Genomic DNA, 24343 nt, shown 5'->3' with positions numbered 1-24343 from the left:
CCCGCCGCTCACCCCGTGCGTCGAACGAGTCGGGCGTTCTTCGACACCGATCGGGACGACTTCCTGCCGCGACTTTCTACCGCAGCGCGTCGAGCCAGTTCGACAGCAGTGCCGCGCCCGCTTCGCCCGATTTCTCCGGGTGGAACTGGGTGGCCGACAACGGGCCGTTCTCGACGGCGGCGACGAAGTCCTCGCCGTGGTGGGCCCAGGTGACCGAGGCCGGCCGGAACCGCTCGGAGGTCTGCTGCTCCCAGCGCCGCACCGCGAACGAGTGCACGAAGTAGAACCGTGTGCCGGGGTCCATCCCGGCGAACAGCACGCTGTCGGCGGGAGCGTCGACGGTGTTCCACCCCATGTGGGGCAGGACGTCGGCGTGCAGCTTCTCGACGGTGCCGGGCCACTGGCCCGCGCCGGTGGCCTCCTCGCCGAACTCGACCCCGCGCTCGAAGAGCACCTGCATGCCCACGCAGATGCCCAGCACCGGACGGCCGCCGGCCAGGCGCTGGTCGATCAGCCGCTCGCCGTGCACCGAGCGCAGACCCGCCGCGCAGGCGGCGAACGCGCCCACGCCGGGCACGACGAGCCCGTCGGCCTCGAGCGCGGCCTTCCCGTCGGCGGTGACCTCGACGTCGGCGCCGACGTGCTCGAGCGCGCGCTCGGCGGAGCGCAGGTTGCCCGAGCCGTAGTCGAGGACGACGACGCGCGGGGTCCGGGTCCGGGGTGCGGGGGCCGTGGCCGACGGCGAGGTCACGACCGCCAGGCTACCGAGCGTCCCGGACCCGGGACCTCCCGCGCCTCGAGCACCAGCAGCCGGCCGCGGCCGTCCGGCGCCCGGGGCGCGTCGTCGATCGGGCGGGCGTAGCCGCCGGCGACGAGCCGCTCGACCGCGAGCTCGTAGCCGAGCGCCCAGGTCTCGTCCGCCAGCCCCGCGACGAGCACCCCGCCGGGGCGCAGCACCCGGAGGAACCCGACCAGCGCGCGGGGGCCGAGGTGGCCCGGCGCCAGCCCGCCGGCACACGTCACGGCGCCGAACTTCTCGCCCGCCCCCGGCACGCCGTCGCGCAGGTCGGCGGGGCCGAGGTCGGTGTAGACGCGCCGGCGGCGGGCCCGCCGCACCATCACCGGCGAGAGGTCGAGGCCGTCCACCGACCGGAACCCGCGCTCGGCCAGCGCCGCGCCCACGAGGCCGGTCCCGCAGGCCGCGTCGAGGACCTCGGTGCGGGGGTCGACGAGCGCCGCGAGGTGCTCGGCCACCGTCGCGGGGGCCGGGCTGCCCATGAGGGCGGCGACGTCGGCGTCGTCGTAGGTGGGCGCCCAGGCGTCGTACAGCGCCCGGAGGTCGTCGACGCTCGTCGTCGCGGTGACGAGCGCGAGCCGCTCCGCCACGTCCGTGGCGCCGTCCACGCTGCCTCCCGGTTCGGTCGTGCCCGACCGGAAAGTGCCCGACCGTGCGTCCGCCGAACCGTGAGGTGGGTCAAGCAGGGAGCAGGCGCAGGACCGCCCCGCCCAGGGCCAGCACGGCGAGCACGGCGAGGACGACGGCGGCGACCCGGTTGCGCGACCAGAAGCTCACCACGCCGCCGACGAGGAACCCGGCGACCGCGAGGAGCCCGACGATCAGGAGGTCGGAGCCGTTCATCGGATGGTCCCGCTCCGCTGCGCCGCGTGTCCCGTCACGACTCCAGGACGCCCTTGGTGGACGCCGGGCCCTCCAGCCGCGGGTCGGGCTCGGTGGCGGCGCGCAGCGCGCGGGCCATCGCCTTGTACTCGGCCTCGGTGATGTGGTGCGGGTCGCGACCGCCGGTGACCCGCACGTGCAGGGCGATGCCGGCGTGGAACGCGATCGACTCGAACACGTGGCGGTTGAGCACCGTCGGGTAGTTGCCGCCGACGACGAAGCCGGTCATCGCGTCGGGCTCGCCGGTGTGCACGCAGTACGGCCGCCCGGAGACGTCCACGACGGCCTGGGCGAGCGCCTCGTCCATCGGGATCCAGGCGTCGCCGAAGCGGCGGATGCCCGACTTGTCGCCGAGCGCCTGCTTGAGCGCCTGGCCGAACACGATCGCGACGTCCTCGACGGTGTGGTGCGCGTCGATCTCGACGTCGCCACTGGCCCGCACCACGAGATCGAGCGCCCCGTGCTTGCCCACCGCGTCGAGCATGTGGTCGAAGAACGGCACCCCGGTGGCGACCTCGGTGCGGCCCGTGCCGTCGAGGTCGATCTCGACGAGCACGCTCGACTCCTTGGTCACGCGCTCCACGCGTCCCGTCCGTCCCACGGGGTCCAGGTTACGCACCGCTCCGGCGCGCCACGGGAGCTGCCCGTTCGGCCGATCGCTCTGGCCCGCTCCGTCACCTAGCGTCGGAGACGTCCGCATCACGGGGGAACGGGATGCTCGGACGTGAGGGGCGCCGCGGATCGCGGTCGCTCCGCGTGACCCGGGGGGAGCTCTCATGGTGCTGCGCGCGTGCGGGGTGGCGGCGTGACGTGGTTGATCGTCGCCGCGGTCCTCGCCGGAGGGATCTACCTCTGGTCGGTGTTCCACTGGCCGCGGCAGCGCTGCCGGAAGTGCCAGGCCTTCTCGGGCCGGGACCACGCCCCGTTCCCGCTGGGGCGGCTGGTCTACCGGCGCTGCCGGCGCTGCAACGGCACGGGGTGGCACGTCCGCCGGATGCGTCGCATCCTCGGCGGCCCGCTGGACGACGGCACCGGGGTCTGGCAGGGCCCGTGAGCCCTATCGCCGGACGACGCGGACGTGGACCGCGCCGCTCTCGCCGGGCGTGAACCCGTCGACGCGGTAGCCGGCCGGCAGCGCCGCGAGACCGTCGAAGAGACGCTCCCCCGCGCCCGCGAGGATCGGCGCGATCACGAGGGACAGCTCGTCCACCAGGCCCTCGGCGAGGAACGCCCGCACCGTGGCGACCCCGCCGCCGAGGCGGACGTCGCGACCCTCCGCGGCCTCCGTCGCCCGGGCCAGGATCTCCGTGGGCGGGCCCTCGACGAAGTGGAAGGTCGTCCCGCCCGCCATGGGCAGCGCAGGCCGCGGGAAGTGCGTCATGACGAAGACGGGGTGGTGGTACGGCGGCTCCTCGCCCCACCAGCCCCGCCAGCTCTCGTCGGGCCAGTCGCCGCGCACCGGGCCGAACATGTTCCGGCCCATGATCGTGGCGCCGACGTTCTCCTCGCCGGCCAGGAAGGCGGCGTGGTCCGCCCCGCTCCCCTCGCCCCGGAAACCGGCCTCCATCCAGTCGTGCAGCCCCTCGACGCCGTCACCGAACGGTGCGTCAGCCCGCTGGCCGGTGCCCGTGCCGAACCCGTCGAGCGTGAGCGTGAAGGCGTGGACGCGGAGCCGGGCCATGGTGCCCCCTCGAGCGAGTGATGGCGTTTCACAACTGGTCACCCGGAGAATAGGGACATCCAGTGGTAAAGTGCAACCACTCGGCGTTCACGGAGGTGCCATGCGGCAGGACGGACGGTCGGGCTGCCCGATCAACCGGGCGGTCGAGGCCCTCGGCGACCACTGGACCCTGCTGGTCCTGCGCGACATCACCTTCGGCGGCCGGCGGCACTTCCGCGAGCTGCTGGCCGGCTCCGAGGAGGGGATCGCCTCGAACATCCTCGCCGACCGGCTCCACCGCCTCGTCGACGACGGGATGCTCACCCGGGACGACCCCGGCCGGGGACGCCGCGCGACCTACAGCCTCACCGAGGCGTCGATCCAGCTGATCCCGGTGTTCGTCGCCCTCGGCTCGTGGGGCCTGCGGCACCGGGAGACCACTGACGAGCTGCGGGTGCGGGCGGAGCTGCTCGAGGAGGGTGGCCCCGCGATGTGGGACGACTTCATGGCCGAGCTGCGCGTGACCCACCTCGGCGCCCCGGAGCCCGCGCACCCCCGCGAGCCGGTGGTCGCGCGCCTGCGCGCCGCGCGTGACGCCGCCCGGGAGCCCGCCGCCGGGTGACGTCCGACGGTGGTCAGGGCCGCAGGACGTCCGCACTGACCTCGAGGAACCGGTCGTTCTCCTCCGGCGTCCCCACGGTCACCCGCAGCATCCCCGGGATGCCGACGTCGCGGACGAGCACACCCGCGTCGAGGTAGGCCTGCCAGGCGGCGTGCGCGTCGGCGTGACGGGCGGGGAAGCCGCCGTAGAGCAGGAAGTTCGCGGTGCTCGGCACGACCCGCGCGCCCAGGTCGGCGAGGGCGGCGGCGATCCGGTCGCGTTCGCGGGACAGCGTCGCCACCAGCGCGAGCGTGTCCTCGGCGTGCTCGAGGGCGGCGAGCGCGGCGGCCTGGGTGAGCGCCGAGAGGTGGTAGGGCAGCCGGACGAGCATCAGCGCCTCGATCATCGCGGGCGCCGCGGCGAGATAGCCCAGCCGCCCGCCGGCGAAGGCGAACGCCTTCGACATCGTGCGGCTCACGACGAGCTTGTGCCCGAGCGGCTCGAGCAGCTCCACCGCGCTCGGCCCGGAGGAGAACTCGACGTACGCCTCGTCGACCACGACGAGCCCCGGCGCCGCCTCCGCGATGGCGCGCAGCTCGTCGAGCTCGATCGACTGGCCGGTGGGGTTGTTGGGCGTGGTCACGAAGAGCACGTCCGGCTGCTTCTCGGTGACGACGCCGACGGCCTGGTCGGCGTCGAGGGAGAAGTCGTCGCGGCGCGGCGCCGGGACCCACTCGGTGCGCGTGCCCGCGGCGAGGATCGGGTGCATAGAGTAGCTCGGCTCGAAGCCCAGGGCGCGTCGCCCGGGCCCGCCGAAGGCCTGCAGCAGCTGCTGCAGCACCTCGTTCGAGCCGTTGGCGGCCCACAGGTTCTCGGTGGCGAGCCGGACGCCGGTGGCCCGCGTCAGGTACGCGGCGAGCGCCCCGCGCAGCGCCGTGTGGTCGCGGTCCGGGTAGCGGTGCAGCGTCGCGGCGGCCTCGCGCGTCGCCACGGCCACGCTCTCGACCAGCGCCGGGGGCGGCGGGAACGGGTTCTCGTTGGTGTTGAGCGCGACGGGGACCTCGAGCTGCGGCGCGCCGTAGGGGCTGCGGCCCCGCAGGTCGTCGCGCAGCGGCAGGTCGTCGAGGGTGACCCCGGCGCCGACGACGTCGGACATCAGATCGACTTCCGCGTGCCGAAGCGCGCCGTCACGGCCTGGCCGTGCGCCGGCAGGTCCTCGGCGTCGGCGAGCGCGACGACGCGGTCGGCCACCTCCGCCAGCGCATCGGCGGAGTAGTCCACGACGTGGATGCCGCGCAGGAACGTCTGCACCGAGAGCCCGCTGGAGTGCCGCGCGCAGCCGCCGGTGGGCAGGACGTGGTTCGAGCCCGCGCAGTAGTCGCCGAGCGAGACCGGGCTGTGCGGGCCCACGAACACCGCGCCGGCGTTGCGCACCCGGGCGGCCACGTCGCGGGCGTCCGCCGTCTGGATCTCGAGGTGCTCGGCGGCGTAGGCGTCGACCACCCGCAGGCCGTCGTCGACGGAGGACACGAGGATCGTGCCCGACTGCGGACCGGAGAGCGCCGTGGTGATGCGCTCGGTGTGCTTGGTGGTGGCCACCTGCGCGGCGACCTCCTCGTCGACCGCCTCGGCGAGCTCCGGCGAGGTCGTGACCAGGACCGACGCCGCCGCCGGGTCGTGCTCGGCCTGGCTGATCAGGTCGGCGGCGACGTGCACCGGGTCGGCCGTGGCGTCGGCGAGGATCGCGATCTCGGTGGTGCCGGCCTCGGAGTCGATGCCGATGCGCCCGCGCAGCACCCGCTTGGCCGCGGTGACGTAGATGTTGCCCGGGCCGGTGACCATGTCGACGGGCTCGAGCGCGCCGCCGTCGGTGTCGGTGCCGCCGTACGCGAGCAGCGCGACTGCCTGGGCGCCGCCGACGGCCCACACCTCGTCGACGCCGAGCAGCGCCGCCGCGGCGAGGATCAGCGGGTGCGGCCGGCCACCGAACTCGGCCTGGGGCGGCGAGCAGACGACCAGCCCCTCGACGCCCGCCTCCTGGGCGGGCACGACGTTCATGACGACGCTGGAGGGGTAGACCGCCAGGCCGCCGGGCGCGTACAGCCCGACGCGGGACACCGGCACCCAGCGCTCGGTGACGGTGCCGCCGGGCACGACCTGGGTGGTGGTGTCGGTGCGGCGCTGGTCGGCGTGGACCGTGCGCGCCCGCTCGATCGAGGTCTCCAGCGCCGCGCGCACGTCCGGGTCGACGCCGTCGAGCGCCGCCCGCAGCGCCGCGGCGGGCACGCGCACGGACTCCGGTCGCACCCGGTCGAACTGCTCGGCGTACTCGAGGGCGGCATCGGCCCCGCGCTCACGCACCGCGTCGATCACCGGGCGGACCCGCTCGACCACGGCGTCGACGTCCACCGCGGCCCGCGGCAGCATCGCCCGCAGCTCGGCGGGGGCGGGGACGGCGGCGCGCAGGTCGATCCGGGACAGCACGCACCCAGCCTAGGTGCCTTCGGCATGTGAGCAGTTCGGCGGGCGATGGCACGCCGAACTGCTCACGTGCGCGCAGCGCACCTCCCGAACACGAACCACCGCATCGCGGCGTACATGAACACGGCCTCGCACAGCCCGGCGCCGAGGCGGGCGAGCTGGACCGGCGCGCCGGCCGCGACGACCCCGTGCGTCACGCCGAGCACGACGGCGGCGTAGTTGACGGCGATCACCGCGAGGTAGCGCCCGATCTGGGTCCCGACGGGGCGCTCGGGATCGAAGTTCAGCCACCGGTTCAGCACGAAGCTCAGCGCGAACGCCGTGCCGTAGGCGACCGTCACGCCCGCCGACAGCGGAAGCCGCAGGCCGTCGATCAGCAGCGACAGCAGGAGCAGGTCGACACCGAAGGTGAACCCGTTGACCACGGCGAAGCCGACGACGCTCGGGGCGACGACGCGCCGCAGACGCCCCGGCAGGACGGCGACCGCCGCGTCACAGGCCCGCCGGAAGCGCTCGCGGGCCGTCACCGCTCCATCAGACCGGTCGGGACACCCGGTCCGCAGGGGATCCGACGACCACCGGGCGAACGTCGGGTGAACCTCTACAGCCCGTTGCGGGTCACCGAGAACGTCGACGTCCGCAGGCCCGTGCCGCCCGTCCACGGCTCGAAGCCGGCCTGGACGCTGGTGAGGAACCAGGTCGACTTCACGACGCCCGCCCGGGTCGCCTCGCGGACGAAGTCGGTCAGCGGCAGGTTCGTCACCGACGTCACCGGGGTCTTGCGGACGAACGAGATCACCGGCAGGTCGATCCGGCCGTACCAGACCTCCCAGCGCGTGCCGGCGATCGTGATCTCGTAGTACTTGCGACCGATCGGCTGCACCCACGAGGTCCGGTTCAGCCAGACCATCATCTCGGCGCCGGTGTTGCGTCCGGCCTGGGTCGCGCTGGGGTCGAACCACACGTCGTAGGCGGTGTTGTACTGCTGCGTGCCGCCCGCGGTGGGCCGCGACGTCGCCCACGTCGAGCGCAGCGTGCCGAGGTCGGAGACGCGGCGCGGGAACGGGCTCTTCGCCGTGCAGTAGCCGTAGACGCAGCCGCGGTACACCGAGGGGTAGCCCGCGGGCCCGGTGTTGTTGACGTGCTTCGCCGTGTCGACGGTGAAGCCGACGCCGGCGGCGGCCGCGGTGATGCACTGCTCGGTGCTCGCGCCCCAGCGGTTGTTCTGCACGACGTAGGTCGCGCCGGCCAGCGGGAACGACCCGAACTGGTCGCAGGTCCGCGCCGGGGCCGCGACGCCCGACCCGGAGCCGACGAGCAGCCCGGTCCCGATCAGCCCCGCGATCACCACCCCCGCGAGCCATCGCGTCGAGCACCGCACCCGTCGCACCACGTCGTCCCCCCGAGACCGTGCCGATCGTTCGGCGACACAACGACCCGGGCCCCGGGAGGGTGGTCACCCGTTCGGGTGTGCCGACGGGCCGGTGACCACCGGCGACGGTCCGGTGACGCGCGGCGTTGATCACCGATCGGTACTGGTGTGACGGGCAGTCGGGTGGGCACTCTGCACCGCGTGAGTGCGAAAGCCGAGATCGGCGTCAGCGGCCTGGCCACCATGGGGCGCAACCTCGCCCGCAACCTCGCCCGGCACGGGCACGTCGTGGCGGTGCACAACCGCAGCGCGCAGCGCATGCGTGAGCTCGTGGAGAACTTCTCCGACGAGGGCACGTTCGTCGGGGCCGAGTCGGCGCAGGAGTTCGTCGACGCCCTCGAGCGGCCCCGGCGGATCGTGCTGATGGTGCCCGCGGGCGCGGCCACCGACGCGGTGATCGACGAGTTCACCCCGCTGCTCGAGCAGGGCGACGTGATCATCGACGCCGGCAACGCCCACTTCCTCGACACCCGCCGTCGGGAGAAGGTTCTCTCCGAGAAGGGCCTCAACTTCGTCGGGATGGGCGTCTCGGGCGGCGAGGAGGGCGCCCTCAACGGCCCGTCGATCATGCCGGGCGGGCCGAAGGAGGCCTACGACGCGCTCGGCCCGCTGCTCGAGGACATCGCGGCGAAGGTCGACGGGGAGCCCTGCTGCACCCACATCGGCGCGGACGGCGCGGGCCACTTCGTGAAGATGGTCCACAACGGCATCGAGTACGCCGACATGCAGCTCATCGCCGAGGCGTACGACCTGCTGCGCAAGGGCCTCGGCCTCGACCCCGCGGCGATCGCGGACACGTTCCGCTCGTGGAACGAGGGCCGCCTCGACTCCTACCTCATCGAGATCACCACCGAGGTCCTCGCCCACGTCGACGCCGACACCGGCAAGCCGTTCGTCGACGTCGTCGCCGACGAGGCCGAGCAGAAGGGCACCGGCCGCTGGACGGTCCAGGGCGCCCTCGAGCTGGGCGTGCCGGTCACCGGCATCGGCGAGGCCGTCTTCTCCCGCTCGCTCTCGGGCCACCGCGACCTGCGCGACGCCGCCCGCGGGCTGCCCGGCACGTCCGGCGCAGTGCTCGAGGGCGCCGCCGCCGAGGGCTTCGCCGACGACATCGAGCAGGCGCTCTACGCCTCGAAGATCGTCGCCTACGCCCAGGGCTTCAACCAGATCCAGGCCGGCGCCGAGGAGTACGACTGGTCGATCGACCTCGGCGCGGTCGCCTCGATCTGGCGCGGCGGCTGCATCATCCGGGCGCGGTTCCTCGACGAGATCACCGCCGCCTACCGCCGCGACCCCGCCCTGCCGACGCTGCTCACCGACCAGTCGTTCAGCGAGGCGCTCGCCGGCGCCCAGGACGCCTGGCGGCGCGTCGTCGCCGTGGCCGCCCAGCTCGGCATCCCGGCGCCCGGGTTCTCGACGGCGCTCGCGTACTACGACGCCCTGCGCGCCGAGCGCCTGCCGGCCGCGCTGATCCAGGGCCAGCGCGACTTCTTCGGCGCGCACACCTACCGGCGCACCGACCGCGAGGGCACGTTCCACACCCGCTGGGCCGAGGAGGGCCGTCCGCAGGAAGAGCGCTGAGTGCCGGCGCTCAGCCCTCGAACAACCGGGTGACCGGGGAGACGACCTCGGCGAACCGCACGTCGCCGACCCGCGCGACCAGGCACATGACCTCCTCACCGAGTTCGACCCGGTTCCGCAGGTCGTCCGACAGCGGCAGGTAGGCGTCGCCGTCGTGGGCGATGGCGGCAGCGGAGCGCCACTGGTCCGTCGGTGCCTCCGTCCACCAGGCCACGAGACGGGCGTCACCGCTGTCGACGGGGTCGGGAGCCTGCGACGAACCCCATCGGAAGCTCGCCCGCACTCCGTCGGAGGTCAGCACGACGTCCGAGACCCAGCATCGCCGGCCGGCGAACAGCCTGATCGTGCCGCCGAAATGCGGGCGCGGGGTGCGACACCGGGTGCCCGGACCCGGGTCGGCCCAGCTCGACACGGACACGGTGCTCGTCGGGACGACCTCGGACGCCGCCGCGTCGAACGCCTCTCCGTGGACCGGGTCGCCGGCCAGCGATTCGTACGACAGTCCGACGGACGCGTTCTCGCCCACGTCGAGCCGACGCCACGCGGCGTCGAGGTACACACGGAAGAGCTCGCTGGTCTGGTGGAGCCCGAACCGGTAGCGCGTCGGGCGTGAGCGCGTATTGGTCGCCGCGACGACTGTGCCGGAGCGCTCCGACGGCGACCCGTGGGGAAGCCACTTCGTCGAGAAGTTGGACTGGGCCCAGTTGTCGTCGACCACGATCTCCTTCGTCATGTGGATCGGGTCCACGTAGTGGTCGACCTGGACCTGGAAGCAGAAATGATCGATCTCGATTCCCGTGGCCGGATCGGGCACGGAGGCATCGACCTCCCACTCGACGATCACTTCGTGCGAACCCGGGGCACCATTGACGTCGCGTGCCGGGACGGCGAACGGTTCCGGATCCTTCAGCTTCCGCACGGCACCCGCCGTCGTCGTGAACGGGAGCCACCCTGCATGGATCTGCACCTTGTCCGCGGCGAGCGTCCCCGTGTTCCACACCCGGACGCGCACCCTGTTGGTCGCTCCCTTGACGACACGGGGCGCGACCTTCTCGGTGACCGGGAGCAGCTCGATGTCCTTGCTGAGGTAGTCCCCGCGCCCGGGCGCGGGGTGGATGACCAGCTGCGGCCGGTTCGCCTCCAGGTACTCGATCGTCATCGTCGCGGTATCCGCTCCGCCGGCTCCGGGAACGGCTGTCGCGGTGGCGACGAAGTCGTACATCCGCTGCGGGTTGGTGACGTCGCTGTCGCGGTAGTCCTGGCCGGCGTGCAGGCCCGGTCCGTCCCCGTCGACGTCGAGAGGTAGCCGGAGGATCGGCGGGCGCGCCACCCCGCCGAGAAAAGGCAGCTCGTCGCGCGGTTCCGTTCCGGGGGGCGGGACGCGGACATCGGTGCCCATGACCAATCTCGATCTCGCCGGATGGTGGAACTCCCCGTCGAGTGCCTTGATGTCTTGATCGCCCACCTGACCGGTCTGTCGCCTGCGGTACTCGAAGAAGTAGCTCCAACCGTCGTCGATCGGGATCTCGATCGCCGCCTTCTCCGTGCCGGGCGGCCCCGAGGCCGTCAGGTCCTCGATCGCGTGCAGAGCGACCTCGCCGCCCTCCTGCCGGACCCGGAAATCGAAGACCTTCACCCAGCTCCGCGGCAGCCATCCGAGCCGCATCCGGTTGGCCACCGAGAAGTGCGGTCCGCGGGCGTTCTCGTCCATGAGGTCACCACGACCGACCAGCCTGGGTGCGATCTCGGCCGGGATGTCGAACCCGCCGTCGTAGAGATCGTCCAGTCCGAGGGTGTGTCCGAGCTCGTGGCAGAGGTCGAACGTGTTGGTCTCCGGGAACCGGAACGGCAGATCAGGGTTCGCGACGAGGTACGCCGGATAGGCGTTCGGCATCAGGACCGTCGGGATGCGTCGCCGGTCGTCCAGGACCAGCAACGAGTTCATGTTCCAGTAGTCGAAGGCCGAGTCCTGGATGGCATGGATGTACCGGGTCGGCAGCTGTTTCCCGGGGCCCACCGGCACCGGCCCGTCCGGCGCCGGCGTCCGCACGACGAGGACGACCGCGTCGGCGTCCCGCAGGATCGCGGCGCCGTCGGGCTGGCCGCGGAGGTAGAGGCTCACGGCGACGCCCAGGAAGCCGATCGCGTCGTCGCGGTGGATCCAGCCGTCGTCGAGGTCCCCCGGGGTGCTCTGCTCGAACAGCGTGCCCCAGCCGCTGGCGAGGTCGATCGGGCCGAGGACCCGGTTGCCGAGCAGCTCCATCGTCGTGCCGTGGCTGCCGGCCGCGAAGTACGAGACCTCCTCGTAAAAGGCGCGGGCCGACACCGGCGAGCCGCGCAGGCGCCCGTCCCACTCGGTGGCGGCCGCCGCGGCCTCCGCCGCGGTGAACGCTCCCTCCGCGGTGCTGAGGAGGACGACCGCGACCTTCCAGGTCCTCGGCGCCGTCTGGTGAGCCTTCGTGTAGTTCGGGATCGCGCCGGTGCCGCCCCAGTTGAACAGGGTCGCGGGGCCGGTGAGGGCGACGGGCGGCCCGACCTCGTCGTCCGGCCAGCCGGCGCTCACCCGATAGCGGTGGGTGGCGAGGAGGTCGCCGGTGGAGCGCTCGAACGCCTGCAGGTGGTATTCGCCCGGGACCGCTCCCGCCAGCACGACGACACCGTCGGTCCCGTCGTCCGCACGCGGCTCCCGGCCGGCCGACACCGACCCGCCGTCGAGGCCCTCGGCCACGGCGAAGTCGACATCGTCGAAAGACCGCCCGCCGAGATCGACCCGCAGACGCACCCATCCGCCGACGGCCAGGAGCGCGATCGCAGGCATGATCGCCAGCGCGCCCGCGTCGAGCTGCCATTCGTGGAGGACGAGATCGCCGCCGGCTGTCGCGAGCAGGATCGCCGAACCCCAATGGCTCATGCACGTCACTGACCCTGCGCCCGCTTCGGTCGACTGCGAGCCGTCGTCGTACAGGAGGTGCAACTCCCCGCCGGCGTCGACCACGAGCGCGTCGCAGTAGCCCCACGGGACCGCGATCGCCGCAACGATGCCGGTCAGCGAGTGCGGCAGCACGGTCGCCGTGCCTGCATCGTCGACGACGACCAGCACCTGATCATCGTCGGACGGCCCCCGCAGGAGCAGCGTGCGTGCCCGAGCCCGGTCGATCGACATCGCCCGGACGTCGCCGAGGTCGGTAGCGAGCGTGCGGACGTCGTTCGTATCCGGATCGAGGGACACCAGGTCGGCGCTCCCGCCGCGGTCCACCAGCAGACGGACCAGCATTCCGTCGACGTCAGCCGCGAGGATCGGGCCGGACATCGTGGCCAGCGACAGGGCGCCGACCCGGTCGACGTCATCGCGGGAGGTCAGCCAGATCGCGCCGTCGCGCTCGGCCACCACGAGCCGCAGCCCGTCAGCGAGCGGCAATGCGGACACCGGGTCGGCGTAGCCCCCTCCTCGACGGCGGACGGCCCCGTCGAGGAGCCGCACCGTCCTGATGGTCCCGTCGACGCCCGTCAGCCAGGCCAGGTTCGCCGGATCGTCGTACGTCATCGCGACAGTCGCGACATCGGATGCCACCGTCAGCGCCACCACACCCACCTCCTGATGGAGCACGGACGCCACACCAGGCGTAGTAGTTGACGGAAGGTACTCAACGCCGGTGATCTCTCGGCGTGAGATCACCCATCAAGCCCAGTCTTGATGACGGTTCGTAGTAGAGACACCGGACGCACGCCGCGAATCCGACGGCTGGGCAGGATCATGGCGCTTCCGGGGAGAACCGAACGCGTCGCGAACGTTGACCGGTCATGCTCGTCGCCGCTCCCCCGACCGACGGCGGTCTCGCCGGCTGGGCCACCGACCTCATGGCGTCCTTCGGCGCGCCCGGGGCCGGCCTCATCGTCGCGCTGGAGAACCTCTTCCCGCCGATCCCCAGCGAGATCGTGCTGCCGCTCGCGGGGTTCGCGGCCGGGCGTGGAGAGTTCTCGCTCGCCGCGGCGGTCGCGTGGACCACCGGCGGGTCGGTGGTCGGCGCCGTGGCGCTCTACCTGATCGGGATGCTCGCCTCCGACTCCTGGCTGCGCCGGACGCTGGCACGCATGCCGCTGGTGCACGAGCGCGACGTCGTCAAGGCCGAGCAGTGGTTCGACCGCAACGGGCGCGCGGCGGTGTTCGTCGGGCGGATGATCCCCGGGGTCCGCTCGTTCGTCTCGATCCCGGCCGGGCAACGCCGGATGCCCTGGTGGGAGTTCATCGGGCTGACCGCTCTGGGCAGCCTGATCTGGAACACCGTGTTCGTCGCGGGCGGCTTCGCGCTCGGCTCGCGGTGGCACCTCGTCGAGCGCTACGCCGGCGTCTTCCAGACGGTCGTGCTGGTCGTCCTCGTCGCGCTCGTCGTGCTGATGCTGGCGCGCCGCTACCGGCGCCACCGCGAGGTCAAGCGGATGGAGGCCCCGACCCAGGTGATCGAGCGCCCGACGTTCTGGTGATCAGGCGAGGCCCTGCTTCGAGCGGTTGCGCGCCTTGTGCCGCTCCTGGGCGTCGAGGATGACCTTGCGGATGCGCACCGCGCCGGGCGTGATCTCGACGCACTCGTCCTCGGAGCAGAACTCCAGCGACTGCTCGAGGGAGAGGATGCGCGGCGGGGTAAGGCGCTCGAGGACGTCCTGCGAGGACTGGCGCATGTTGGTCAGCTTCTTCTCGCGGACGATGTTGACCTCCATGTCCTCCGAGCGCGAGTTCTCGCCCACGACCATGCCGGCGTACACCGGGGTGGTCGGCCCGACGAACAGGTCGCCGCGGTCCGCGAGCAGGCCGACGGCGTGGCCGGTGACCGCGCCGGCGCGGTCGGCGATCAGCGAGCCGGAGATGCGGGCGCGCAGCTCGCCGACCCACGGGCCGTAGCCGTCGAAGAGCTGGTTGGCGATGCCGGTGCCGCGGGTCTCGGTGAGGAACTCGGTCCGGAAGCCGATGAGCCCCCGCGAGGGGACCCGGAACTCCATCCGGACCTGTCCGGAGGCCGAGTGGGCCATCTCGAGCATTTCGCCCTTGCGGGCCGCGAGGAGCTGGGTCACCGCGCCGAGGTGCTCGTCCGGGACGTCGACCGACAAGCGCTCGAACGGCTCGTGCACCTTGCCGTCGACCACCCGGGTGACCACCTCGGGCTTCCCGACGGTGAGCTCGAAGCCCTCGCGGCGCATCTGCTCGACCAGGATCGCCAGCGCCAGCTCGCCCCGGCCCTGGACCTCCCAGGCGTCGGGCCGCTCGGTCGGCAGCACGCGCATCGACACGTTGCCGACCAGCTCCGCGTCCAGGCGGTTCTTCACCAGGCGGGCGGTGAGCTTGGTGCCCGGCTTGGGATCGCGCCCGGCCAGCGGCGAGGTGTTGATGCCGATGGTCATCGCGATCGCCGGCTCGTCGACGGTGATCCGCGGCAGCGGGCGCGGGTCCTCGGGGTCGGCGAGGGTGTCGCCGATGGTGACGTCCGCGATCCCGGCGACGGCGACGATGTCGCCGGCGTCGGCGTACTCGGTGGACACGCGCTCGAGCGCCTCGGTGCGCAGCAGCTCGGTGACCTTGACCCGCGTCACCGACCCGTCCGCGCGGCACCAGCCGACCTGCTGGCCGCGGCGGATCCGCCCGGAGCGCACGCGGCACAGGGCGATGCGCCCGAGGTAGGACGACGCGTCGAGGTTGGTGACGTGGGCCTGCAGCGGGCCGTCGAGGTCGTCGGTCGGGGCCGGGACCTGCCGGTCGAGGATCGCGAAGAGCGGCGCGAGGTCCGGGGAGTCGGGCACCTCGCCGTCCGCCGGGCGCTCGGTGGACGCCTTCCCGGCGCGCGCGCTGGCGTAGACGACGGGCAGGTCGAGCAGGTTCGCGACGACGTCGTCGTCCAGCCCGAGGTCGGTGGCGAGCTCGAGGAGCAGCTCGAGCGACTCGTCGACGACCTCGGCGCAGCGCGCGTCCGCGCGGTCGGTCTTGTTCACCACGAGGATCACCGGCAGGTGCGCGGAAAGCGCCTTGCGCAGCACGAAGCGCGTCTGCGGCAGCGGGCCCTCGCTGGCGTCGACCAGCAGGACGACCCCGTCGACCATCGACAGGCCGCGCTCGACCTCGCCGCCGAAGTCGGCGTGGCCGGGGGTGTCGATGATGTTGTAGGTGATCCCCTCACGGTGGATCGCGGTGTTCTTCGCGAGGATCGTGATGCCCTTCTCGCGCTCCAGGTCGCCGGAGTCCATGACCCGGTCGACCGGCTCGGTACGCGCGGAGAAGGCACCGGACTGGCGCAGCATCGCGTCCACGAGCGTCGTCTTGCCGTGGTCGACGTGCGCCACGATCGCGACGTTGCGCAGGTCAGAGCGTCCCGTCGTGGCGGGCTCGGAACGCTCGGGGGCGGTGACGGACACGCGAGAACTCCAGTCGGGACGCGGATGCGACCCCTCCAGGTTACGGGGCGTGATCTCGCCCACCGGCGGCGACCGGCGTGTCCCCCACCACGTCCCCGGCGATCAGCTCGCCGATCCGGGGCGCGAGCTTCGCCAGGTTGTCGCCCCAGACGGTGTGGACGGCGCCCGCCCGGGCCCGGTGCACGCCGTCGCCGGCGCCGCGCATCGGGGTGCAGCGCAGCTCGGCGACCGGGTCCGGGTCGAGGGACGGCAGGTGACGCCGGACGTGGTCGACGACCGCGGCGCGTGACCGGCGGGCGACCTCGTCGGCCCCCAGCTCCCAGGCGGTGTCGGCGTCCGGCAGGTGCCCCCCGATCGCCCAGTGGCCGGCGGCCGTGCGGTGCTGGTACGTGCTGGCGAGCGGCCCGTCCGGGCGTCCGTCGAGGTGGCAGGGCTGGTCGGCGGGCCCGGCGAACGTGAAACGGGCGTGGTGCTCGAGCTCCGCCGGGACCGTGACGCCGAGCGGCGCGACGAGCGCCGGGGTGCCCGCACCGGCCGCGACGACGACGGCGTCGGCCTGCTCGGTGCGCCCGTCGGCGTGGTGCACCGTGCCGTCGGCGTCGACACCGCTCACCTCGGCGCGCCGAGGATCCACCGCGGCGGCCAGGAAGGCCCCCGCCCCGGCGAGGTCGAGGACGCCGCCCGCCGGGTCGTGCAGGGCCCCCTGCGACACCCGGTGGATCGCCCCGGCCGCCGTCATCGCCGCCGACCACGCCGGCACGCGCGGTCCGCTGACCACCAGGCGCTCGCCGCCGACGAACGTCCGGCCCGCGGCGAGCGACCAGTCGTCCCACAGCTCCGAGCTGCGCCGGGCCTCGGCCACCAGCCCCGGGTCGCCGTGCGCGACGCGGAAGATGCGCGTGTCCCCCGCCGAGCGCGCGCCCATCGGCTCGCCCGCGTCGAGGCAGCGCACATCGGCCCCCGCCGCACGCAGGGCGTACGCCGTCGCCAGGCCGACGATGCCCGCGCCGACCACGACCACCCGCATGCGCACCCCTCCCGACCCCGAGACGGTTCAGGGTGCACCCCGATCCCCCGGGGCGCTGACCGGCGGAGCATCTCCTGACATGAAGGTCGTGCTCTGGATTCTGGCGGGGATCGGCGCGGTGGTGCTGATCGGCGGTGTCGTGCTCCCGGTGGTGCACTGGCTGCTCGGGGCCGCGCTGTGGCTCCTACCGGCCGCGCTGATCGTCGGTGGCGGGATCTGGCTCGCCCGGCGGGCGAAGGACCCGCAGCGGGTCAGCGCGCCGGACAAGCCCCAGCAGCTGGGCTGAGCGGCCCCGAGGCGCCGCCGCGAACGGGGACTTCGCGCGCCTAGAAGCAGCGAACGCCACGTTCGCTGCAACGACCCCGGGCCTCAGCCCTTCGCGGCGCGGGGCGAGCCCGGGGCGAAGACGCCGTCGACGGCGAAGGCGGCCAGGACGGCCTTCGACAGCGGGCGGGAGACCTCGCCGAGCCGGGCCATCCCCTCGGCGCCGAGGTGGCGCCACGGCGCCAGCGACATGCGCGTCGTGTGGTCCTCGATCTCCGCGCGCACGGCGGCGCCGGCGTCGGTGAGGCCGCCGGCGTCGTCGAGCAGACCGCGGTCGACGAGGCCCGCCGACGCGTCGGCCCACTGCGCCTCCGACCAGCCGCGGCTCTGCTGGGCGAACCCGACGGTGAAGCCCTTGCCGGTGGCGACGTGGGTGACCAGCGCCTCGATGCCGGACAGGCCCGCCGAGGTCAGCGCGTGCAGGTGGGCGTCGCCGCGGTGCTCGCGCAGCAGGGTGACCGCGTGCCACAGCATGAGGTGCGGCTCGTCGGGCCAGGGCAGGTCGGCGTGGGCGGCGTAGAGCGGGCGGTCCTCGCCCGTGGCGCCCTCGCAGGCACGCCGGGCGAGGGTGGCGGACTCGGTCACGGCGGCCGACGACACCTCGTCGCCGAGCAGGCGGCGCAGCGCGGCGTCGGCGGCACGCAGCCGGGCGTTGACGACGTCGCCCGGCGACGCGGACGACCACACCGCCGGCACCGACCGGGCGATCAGGGCCGGGTTGAAGTTGAAGAACGTCGCCGCGACGACGCCGGGCCCGACCGCGCCCATGGGCGCCGCGCGCTGGGCGAAGTACTGCGCGCTGGAGCGGGTGATGCCCAGTGCGGAGAGCTCCTCGCCCACCTCGGGGACGAAGTAGATCATCGAGTGCACGGGCTCGAGGCGTCCGGCGGTGCGGGCCGCCTCGGTCGGGTCGACGGCGCTGTCGGTGGTGTCGGTGGGTGTGGCCACGGCCGCACCGTCCCACGAGGAGGCAACGCTCGCCCGGCACACTGGGCGGTATGGCGACCTGGCCCCCGCGGGCACCGCTCGGCGGCCTGGCCCCGCGCCGGCGCGCCTTCGTGCTCGCGCTGGTCGCGCTCGCCGCCGTCCTGGTCGTGCTGGTCGGGCTCGGGGTCGCGCGCCAGTACCGCGTCCCGCCGCCGGCCGATCCCGCCGTGCCCGGCGCGGTGGTCCTGGTGCCCGGCTACGGCGGCAACCGGGCGGCGTTCATCGCGCTGACCGACCGCCTGCGCGCCGACGGCCGCCGCGCGGTGATCGTCGAACTGCCCTCCGGGGGCACCGGCGACCTGGTGGCGCAGGCGGCGACGATCGACGACACCGTCCGCGGGCTCCTCGACGAGGGCGCGCCGTCGGTCGACGTCGTCGGCTACTCCGCCGGCGGCGTGGCGACGCGCGTCTATCTCGACCGCGAGCGCACCGCCCCCGCCGTGCGCCGCGTGGTCACCCTCGGCTCGCCGCTGCGGGGTGCCGAGCTCGCCGCCGCCGGCGGTGCCCTGGTGCCCGGCGCCTGCCCCCGCGCCTGCCAGCAGCTCGCCCCCGGCAGCTCGCTGCTGCGCGGGCTCGCCACCGCGCCGCCCGGCCTGCCGTGGCTGTCGCTGTGGAGCGCCGACGACGAGACGGTCACTCCGCCCGACTCGGCGGATCTCCCCGGCACCGACGCCGTCCGGCTCCAGGACGTCTGCAGCGACGCGACCGTCCCCCACTCCCGGCTGCCGGTGGATCCGCTGTCGGTCGGCCTCGTCCTGCGCGCCCTGGGGACCGGTCCCCTGCCGACCGCCGACGCGACCCAGTGCGACGCGCTGCGCACGGAGGGTTCCGAGGGCTCCTGAGGCTGCGCCCGGCGGGCGCACGAATGGCGACGAAAGGCGGCTTCGGGGCTCCCGATCGGCCGCCCACGATGAGGGGATGCCCGGCGCGCTGGTCCCCCTCGAGCGTGCCGCGAGCCACCTGCCGCTCCCGGTCCGCCACCTCGTGGTGCTCGCGGTCGCCGGCGTCGGGTACACGGCCGCCGGGTTCACGGCCATGTCCTGGTTCGACCCGAACGGCCTCGGCCCGTCGTTCTTCCCCGCGGCCGGCTGGACGGTGGCGCTGCTGTGCGTCCTCGGGCGGCGGTGGTGGCCCGCGGTGCTGCTCGGGGCCGCCGTCGCCGAGGTCGCCATCGACCTCGCCACCGGGCTGAGCCTCGTCGCCGCCCTCGGGTACGCCGTCGCCAACACCGTCGAGCCCGCCCTCGGCGCGACCCTGGCCCGCGCCGTCGCCCGCGGCCGCCCGGACCTGAGCCGGCAGCGGGACCTCGCCGGGTTCCTCGGCGGCGCCGTCGTCGTCGCCCCGCTGGCCGGCGGGTTCGTCGGCGCGCTGGTCGCGGAGATCGCCGGCCCCACCCGGCCCTGGTACGCGTTCGTGGCGCGCTGGTGGCTGGGCGACGGGCTGGCCGTGCTCGTGGTCGGCACGGCGGTCGTGGCGGTCCTGACCCTGCCGTGGACCCGCCGCACCGCGCTGTCCACCGCGGCGGCGACCGTCGTGGCCGTCGGCACCACCGCCGCCCTGTTCTGGTCGCAGACGCTCGTGCTGGTCTACCTGCCGACCCTGGTGCTGATCTGGGTCGCGCTGCGTCTGGGTGTCGGCGCCGTCGCGGTCGTCGGGCTCGCCACCGCGCTGACCGCCGCGCAGGGCGAGGCCGACGGTCTCGGGTTCTCCGCGACCCTCGGCGTCGCGCCGGGGGTCAGCCACATCTACCTGCAGATGCTGCTCGCGGTGCTGCTGCTGACGATGCTGCTGCTCGCGGTGCGCGTGGACGAGCAGCTGCGGGCGACGGTCGCGGCCGAGGTCGCCGCGCGCCGCGGCGACGACCTCGCCGCGTGGAACGCCGAGCTGGCGCGGAGCAACGCGGAGCTGGACACGTTCGCCTACGCGGCCTCGCACGACCTGCGGGAGCCGCTGCGTGCGGTGGCCCAGACCGCGGGCTTCGTCCTCGAGGACGCGCCGCACCTCGACGCGGAGTCGATGCGGCGCCTGCGCACGATCGGCCTGCTCGCGGTGCGCATGGACGACCTGCTCGACTCCCTGCTGCGCTACTCCCAGGCCGGCCGGGGCGAGCTGGACCCGGTGCTGGTGGACCTCGACGGCGTCCTCGACGAGGTCGCCGAGGTGGTCGCCGAACGCTGCCGCGACGCGGGGGTGGAGCTCCGGCGCGACGGCCGGCTCCCGGCGGTGCGCGGGGACCGCGTCCAGCTGGGCGAGGTGCTCACCAACCTCGTGGTCAACGCCGTCAAGTACGCCGCCGACGAGCCCCGCTGGGTCGAGGTCGGCCTCGGTCCACTGCCGGCGGGGTCCCGCGCGACCGACTGCGCGGTCTACGTGCGCGACAACGGCATCGGCATCCCCGACGAGCGCCGCGACCAGGTCTTCGCCCCGTTCCAGCGCCTGCACCCGGGACGGGCCGACGGCCTCGGGATGGGCCTCGCGATCAGCCGCAAGATCGTCGAGCGGCACGGCGGCCGGATCGGGGTCGACTCACAGCCGGGTCAGGGCAGCTCGTTCTGGTTCACGGTGCCCAGCTCCGGGGCGGTGCCGAGCCAGTAGGCGAAGACCCCGCGCAGGATCGCCTGGAACGCGGCGAGCTCGACCGGCTTGACCACGTAGCTGTTGGCGCCCGCCCGGTAGCAGGCCTCGATGTCCTGGGGGCGCGTCGACGACGTCAGCACCACCACCGGGAGCCCGTCGAGCGGCGCCCGCCGGCGCACGGTCGAGAGCACCCCGTGGCCGTCGAGCCCGGGCACGTTGAGGTCGAGCAGGACGAGGTCGGGGAGCTCGGCCTCGGTGTCGGCGAGACGCTCGAGCGCGGACGTCCCGTCACCCAGGGCCTCGAGCCGCGCGCGCGGGTGCGCCGCCGCCAGGGTGCGCCCGACGGCCTCGACGTCCTGCGGGGAGTCCTCGACGAACAGCACGAGGGCGTCGGGTCCTGGCACGTCGACGGTCCTTGCTCTCCGTGGCCGGCTGCGGGCCTGAACACCGTAACCACGGCTTGTGATTCCCTCTATCGGCCGACCGGTCGTATCAGCTCGTGACGTCCTTGGTCGCGAAGTTGGCCCACGCCGCCAGCATGAGGACGACCACGTAGCCCGCCTGGAGCCACAGGCCGGCCGTGATGTCCCGCAGGAAGATCGGATCGCGGAAGAAGTCGATCCACGCGAGCCAGTAGCGCGTCGGCAGGTAGGGCGTGACGGACGACGCCGCGTCGAGGCTGACCAGCACCTGGCTCGTGATCAGGGCGGCGAGGGCGCCCAGGGTGGCGCCGAGGGACGAGGTCGTGACCGTCGAGAGGAACAGCGCGATCGCCGCGACACCGAGCATCGAGACGGTCACGTAGACCATCGCGCCGAGCATGCGGGCGGCGAGGTCGGCGGGACCGAGGGCGTCGCCCGACAGCGACGAGACCGACGACTGGGCGCGCTCGCGGGCCGCCTGGTCGTCGGCCGCGGTGGTGTCGCCGGTGTCCGCGCCGGGGCGGGCCTGGGGGGCGCCCTGACCTCCGACCTGCCCGCCCGCGGCGGGCTGCTGCTGCGGCTGGCCGCCGCCGGACGGGCCGGTGCCCGCGACGGCGTCGTCGCCCCCGGTGACCTCGGGCAGCGCCTGGACCACCGCGACCGGGTCGCCCGCGCCGAACAGCGACACCCCGACGACGTAGGACGTGCCCGCGACCGCCAGCACGGTCCCGACCACGAACACCACGACCGCGACCAGCTTGGCCAGCAGCAGCGACGTCCGGCGCACGGGCCGCACGAGCAGGTAGCGCAGCGTGCCCTGCGAGGACTCGCCGGCCACGGAGTCGCCGGCGACGACCGCCACCGCCACCGGCAGGAAGATCGGCAGCACCAGCGCCAGCGCCGCGGCCGGGTAGAGCGAGCCCGACTGCAGCACCGCGGACAGGAACGCCGCCCCCTGCCCGGGCGGCGGGGAGATCCGGGTGGTCGCGAGGAACACGGCGACGATCGCCGGCAGCAGGCACAGCAGGCCCACCGCCACCCACGTCCGGGGCCGGCGCACCAGCTTCTGGAGCTCGACGCGGATCACGGGCGGGCCCCGTTCCGGCGCGCCCTCGCCGTGTCGGACCCGGGCCCGGTGAGGTCGACGACGACGTCCTCGAGGCTGCGGCGCTGCTCGACCAGCCCGTCGAGGGGCACGCCGTGCTCGACGAGGTGCCGGGCGAGCGCCGGCGGGCCGCCGGGGGCGCCGTCGACGACGAGGGTGTGGTCGTACCGCTCGGCCACCGCCCGCCCGAGCACCCGCGCGGCCGCGTCCGGGTCGGGGGTCCGCACGACGAGCCGGCCGGTGGGCCCGCGCACGGCGTCGAGGTCGTCCTCGAGCACGAGCCGGCCCCGGTCGACGACGCCGACGGTGGTGCACAGCGCCTCGATCTCGGCGAGCAGGTGGCTCGACAGGAAGACCGTGGTGCCAGCGGCGTTGAGGTCGCCCAGCAGGTCGCGCACCTCCCGGATGCCGTGCGGGTCGAGGCCGTTGGTGGGTTCGTCGAGCACGAGCAGGCGCGGCCGGTTGAGCAGCGCGCCGGCGAGCCCGAGGCGCTGGCGCATGCCGAGCGAGTACGCGCGGACGGGACGGCGGTCGACAGCGCCGAGCCCGACACGCTCGAGGACCTCCTCGACCCGGTCACGCCGGCGTCGCCCGTCGCGGGACCGGCGGGGACCGGAGGCGTCGAGCAGGGCGAGGTTCGCCCGCCCCGACAGGTGCGGGTACGCCGCCGGGCCCTCGACCATCGCGCCGATCTCGGGCAGCACCTCGGCCACCTTCGCGGGCACCGGCCGGCCCAGCACCGTGATCTCGCCGCGCGTGGCGTAGACCAGCCCGAGCAGCATCCGCACCATGGTCGTCTTGCCCGACCCGTTGGGGCCGAGGAACCCGTAGCGGTCGCCCTCGGCGACGTGCAGGTCGACGTCGTCGACGGCGACGTGCGCCCCGAAGCGCTTGGTCAGGCCCCGCGTCTCGATGACCAGCCGGTCGCCCCTCACGTCTGTCCCCCCGCCAGCAGGTCGGCCGCGCCGGTGTCGATCGTCGCCCGCGGCACCAGACCGGACAGCGCCCAGGCCCGCGTCCCGTCCTGGCTGCGCACCACCGCGAGCGTGAGCAGCGGGGTCTCCAGCGCCGAACCCTGGCCGTCGACGGTCAGCGTCCGGCCTGCCCCGGCACGATCGATCCCGGACAGGAGGTTCCCGGCGAGGTCCGGGGGCAGCGGCACGGCGATGAGCTGGCCGAGCGTCGTGCCGTACTGGCCCAGGGCGGGGAAGCGGCGCTCGGGCGGCTCGCGGTCCCGGCCGGCGAGGCGGTCGGGCAGCGTCGACCCGTCGCCGCGACCGAGGACGCCGAAGAGGTCCGACGTGGGGCTGCGCGTGACACCCGCGCCCGGCCCGCGGCGGGGGACGAGGGCGCCGGGATCGGGCGGGCCCTGCGCCAGCTCGGCGAAGGCGGTGCTGATGAGGGGGTCGGGGGCGCCCTTCGCCCGCACCTCCACCGCGACCGGGAGCCCGGTGGACGGGTCGGCCCACACGTCGAGCGCCCCGACGGTCGTCTCGGGATCGGCGACGGTGACCCGCACGCCGGCGGCGTCCACCCCCGCCACGCGCCGTGCCGGGAGCGCGGTCGCCGGGTCGCTCGGCGACGTCCCGGCCAGCAACCGGCGGGCGAGGTCGGGGGGCAGCAGGTCCTCGGGACGGGGCAGCCGGACCCGCGGATCGCGGGCGACGAGCGTGAGCAGCTCGGCGCCGTAGTCCCACACCGCCTGGCCGCGGGGGGTGACGTAGCGGTCGCGCTCCCCCACCGGCGTCAGCACGTCGGTGCGCACCTGGTCCGGGGCGGCGTACCAGCCGCGCATGCGCGTCACGCCCGAGAGCAGGGTGCTCACGTCGGACAGGGCGGCGATGCGGGGCACGCCGAGACCGGCCCGCGCCTCGGCGTAGCCGGTCCAGGGCTTGTCGGCCGACGCGGTGACGAGATCGCGCAGCTGCGCCGGGTCGGCCGTCGCGTCGCCGGGGCGAGTCGAGAGCACCGCGGGCACGCCGACGAGCAGCGCGCCCACGACGGCCACCACGGCCCACCGCCACGGGCTCCGCGGACCCGTCCAGGAGCTGCGCCACGCGCGCCACGTC

The 24343-nt window shown here is 74.2% G+C and carries 24 protein-coding genes; 7 read left to right on the top strand and 17 right to left on the bottom strand.

The window, feature by feature from the left end; translation table 11 throughout:
* Nucleotides 1-76: 76 nt before the first annotated feature.
* The 4 genes from hisH to hisB all read right to left on the bottom strand — a co-directional run bounded on the left by hisH (nt 77) and on the right by hisB (nt 2279).
* A complete protein-coding gene (hisH, locus tag ACR9E3_RS00245; protein WP_460377514.1) occupies nt 77-751 on the bottom strand; it encodes an imidazole glycerol phosphate synthase subunit HisH in 675 nt (224 codons plus the stop codon).
* The gene (locus ACR9E3_RS00240; RefSeq protein WP_460377512.1) at nt 748-1404 is read right to left on the bottom strand and encodes a class I SAM-dependent DNA methyltransferase; all 657 of its coding nucleotides are present in this window, start codon (nt 1402-1404) and stop codon (nt 748-750) included. The genes hisH and ACR9E3_RS00240 overlap by 4 nt, the downstream gene beginning before the upstream one ends.
* A gap of 70 nt (nt 1405-1474) precedes the next feature.
* A complete protein-coding gene (locus ACR9E3_RS00235; protein ID WP_460377510.1) occupies nt 1475-1639 on the bottom strand; it encodes a hypothetical protein in 165 nt (54 codons plus the stop codon).
* A gap of 34 nt (nt 1640-1673) precedes the next feature.
* Complete coding sequence (hisB, locus tag ACR9E3_RS00230) at nt 1674-2279, bottom strand: imidazoleglycerol-phosphate dehydratase HisB (protein WP_460377508.1); 606 nt, start codon at nt 2277-2279, stop codon at nt 1674-1676.
* A 204-nt stretch (nt 2280-2483) separates the two neighbouring features.
* Between hisB and ACR9E3_RS00225 the strand changes: the two genes are divergently transcribed.
* Nucleotides 2484-2732: a hypothetical protein gene (locus tag ACR9E3_RS00225; protein WP_460377506.1), complete on the top strand. Its 249-nt coding sequence runs from the start codon at nt 2484-2486 to the stop codon at nt 2730-2732.
* Between the two features lie 3 nt (nt 2733-2735).
* On the opposite strand, the gene ACR9E3_RS00220 is transcribed toward ACR9E3_RS00225, so the two are convergent.
* Nucleotides 2736-3359 carry a dihydrofolate reductase family protein gene (locus tag ACR9E3_RS00220; protein ID WP_460377504.1) on the bottom strand — a complete coding sequence of 208 codons (624 nt, stop codon included), beginning with the start codon at nt 3357-3359 and terminating at the stop codon, nt 2736-2738.
* Between the two features lie 100 nt (nt 3360-3459).
* Between ACR9E3_RS00220 and ACR9E3_RS00215 the strand changes: the two genes are divergently transcribed.
* Nucleotides 3460-3960, top strand: a complete 501-nt coding sequence (locus ACR9E3_RS00215; protein ID WP_460377502.1) for a winged helix-turn-helix transcriptional regulator — start codon at nt 3460-3462, stop codon at nt 3958-3960.
* Nucleotides 3961-3973: 13 nt separating this feature from the next.
* On the opposite strand, the gene ACR9E3_RS00210 is transcribed toward ACR9E3_RS00215, so the two are convergent.
* The 4 genes from ACR9E3_RS00210 to ACR9E3_RS00195 all read right to left on the bottom strand — a co-directional run bounded on the left by ACR9E3_RS00210 (nt 3974) and on the right by ACR9E3_RS00195 (nt 7810).
* Nucleotides 3974-5095: a histidinol-phosphate transaminase gene (locus ACR9E3_RS00210; protein WP_460377500.1), complete on the bottom strand. Its 1122-nt coding sequence runs from the start codon at nt 5093-5095 to the stop codon at nt 3974-3976.
* On the bottom strand, nt 5095-6423 hold the full coding sequence (gene hisD, locus ACR9E3_RS00205) for a histidinol dehydrogenase (RefSeq protein WP_460377498.1): 1329 nt from the start codon (nt 6421-6423) through the stop codon (nt 5095-5097). The genes ACR9E3_RS00210 and hisD overlap by 1 nt, the downstream gene beginning before the upstream one ends.
* A 62-nt stretch (nt 6424-6485) precedes the next feature.
* Nucleotides 6486-6947, bottom strand: a complete 462-nt coding sequence (locus tag ACR9E3_RS00200) for a GtrA family protein (protein WP_460377496.1) — start codon at nt 6945-6947, stop codon at nt 6486-6488.
* Nucleotides 6948-7021: 74 nt separating this feature from the next.
* Nucleotides 7022-7810 carry a GH12 family glycosyl hydrolase domain-containing protein gene (locus ACR9E3_RS00195; RefSeq protein WP_460377495.1) on the bottom strand — a complete coding sequence of 263 codons (789 nt, stop codon included), beginning with the start codon at nt 7808-7810 and terminating at the stop codon, nt 7022-7024.
* Between the two features lie 183 nt (nt 7811-7993).
* Between ACR9E3_RS00195 and gndA the strand changes: the two genes are divergently transcribed.
* Nucleotides 7994-9433 carry an NADP-dependent phosphogluconate dehydrogenase gene (gene gndA / locus ACR9E3_RS00190; RefSeq protein ID WP_460377494.1) on the top strand — a complete coding sequence of 480 codons (1440 nt, stop codon included), beginning with the start codon at nt 7994-7996 and terminating at the stop codon, nt 9431-9433.
* 10 nt (nt 9434-9443) lie between these two features.
* On the opposite strand, the gene ACR9E3_RS00185 is transcribed toward gndA, so the two are convergent.
* Entirely contained in the window at nt 9444-12977 is a 3534-nt protein-coding gene (locus ACR9E3_RS00185; RefSeq protein ID WP_460377493.1) for a hypothetical protein, read from the bottom strand.
* A 257-nt stretch (nt 12978-13234) separates the two neighbouring features.
* Between ACR9E3_RS00185 and ACR9E3_RS00180 the strand changes: the two genes are divergently transcribed.
* A complete protein-coding gene (locus ACR9E3_RS00180; RefSeq protein WP_460377492.1) occupies nt 13235-13915 on the top strand; it encodes a DedA family protein in 681 nt (226 codons plus the stop codon).
* Here ACR9E3_RS00180 and typA read toward each other — a convergent pair whose 3' ends face one another.
* Both typA and ACR9E3_RS00170 read right to left on the bottom strand, forming a co-directional pair.
* On the bottom strand, nt 13916-15832 hold the full coding sequence (gene typA, locus ACR9E3_RS00175) for a translational GTPase TypA (RefSeq protein WP_460377491.1): 1917 nt from the start codon (nt 15830-15832) through the stop codon (nt 13916-13918).
* Nucleotides 15833-15872: 40 nt separating this feature from the next.
* Nucleotides 15873-16859 (bottom strand): FAD-dependent oxidoreductase, encoded by a 987-nt coding sequence (locus ACR9E3_RS00170; protein WP_460377490.1) that lies wholly within the window; start codon nt 16857-16859, stop codon nt 15873-15875.
* A gap of 79 nt (nt 16860-16938) precedes the next feature.
* Between ACR9E3_RS00170 and ACR9E3_RS00165 the strand changes: the two genes are divergently transcribed.
* A complete protein-coding gene (locus ACR9E3_RS00165; RefSeq protein ID WP_460377489.1) occupies nt 16939-17145 on the top strand; it encodes a hypothetical protein in 207 nt (68 codons plus the stop codon).
* Nucleotides 17146-17228: 83 nt separating this feature from the next.
* Here ACR9E3_RS00165 and ACR9E3_RS00160 read toward each other — a convergent pair whose 3' ends face one another.
* Complete coding sequence (locus ACR9E3_RS00160) at nt 17229-18131, bottom strand: SCO6745 family protein (protein WP_460377488.1); 903 nt, start codon at nt 18129-18131, stop codon at nt 17229-17231.
* 50 nt (nt 18132-18181) lie between these two features.
* Between ACR9E3_RS00160 and ACR9E3_RS00155 the strand changes: the two genes are divergently transcribed.
* Nucleotides 18182-19012: an esterase/lipase family protein gene (locus ACR9E3_RS00155; protein ID WP_460377487.1), complete on the top strand. Its 831-nt coding sequence runs from the start codon at nt 18182-18184 to the stop codon at nt 19010-19012.
* Between the two features lie 76 nt (nt 19013-19088).
* Nucleotides 19089-20765, top strand: a complete 1677-nt coding sequence (locus ACR9E3_RS00150; protein ID WP_460377486.1) for a sensor histidine kinase — start codon at nt 19089-19091, stop codon at nt 20763-20765.
* On the opposite strand, the gene ACR9E3_RS00145 is transcribed toward ACR9E3_RS00150, so the two are convergent.
* From ACR9E3_RS00145 to ACR9E3_RS00130, 4 genes are all read right to left on the bottom strand, one after another.
* Nucleotides 20708-21151 carry a response regulator gene (locus ACR9E3_RS00145; RefSeq protein WP_460377485.1) on the bottom strand — a complete coding sequence of 148 codons (444 nt, stop codon included), beginning with the start codon at nt 21149-21151 and terminating at the stop codon, nt 20708-20710. The two genes, ACR9E3_RS00150 and ACR9E3_RS00145, sit on opposite strands and share 58 nt — an antisense overlap.
* Before the next feature lie 88 nt (nt 21152-21239).
* On the bottom strand, nt 21240-22256 hold the full coding sequence (locus ACR9E3_RS00140; RefSeq protein ID WP_460377484.1) for an ABC transporter permease: 1017 nt from the start codon (nt 22254-22256) through the stop codon (nt 21240-21242).
* Nucleotides 22253-23209 carry an ABC transporter ATP-binding protein gene (locus ACR9E3_RS00135; protein WP_460377483.1) on the bottom strand — a complete coding sequence of 319 codons (957 nt, stop codon included), beginning with the start codon at nt 23207-23209 and terminating at the stop codon, nt 22253-22255. The genes ACR9E3_RS00140 and ACR9E3_RS00135 overlap by 4 nt, the downstream gene beginning before the upstream one ends.
* On the bottom strand, nt 23206-24285 hold the full coding sequence (locus ACR9E3_RS00130; RefSeq protein ID WP_460377482.1) for a hypothetical protein: 1080 nt from the start codon (nt 24283-24285) through the stop codon (nt 23206-23208). The genes ACR9E3_RS00135 and ACR9E3_RS00130 overlap by 4 nt, the downstream gene beginning before the upstream one ends.
* Nucleotides 24286-24343 lie beyond the last annotated feature (58 nt).

The sequence above is a fragment of the Actinomycetospora sp. C-140 genome (assembly GCF_054796175.1).
The sequence above is the reverse complement of the archived record's forward strand: the minus strand, read 5'-3'. Positions and strand labels throughout refer to the sequence as shown.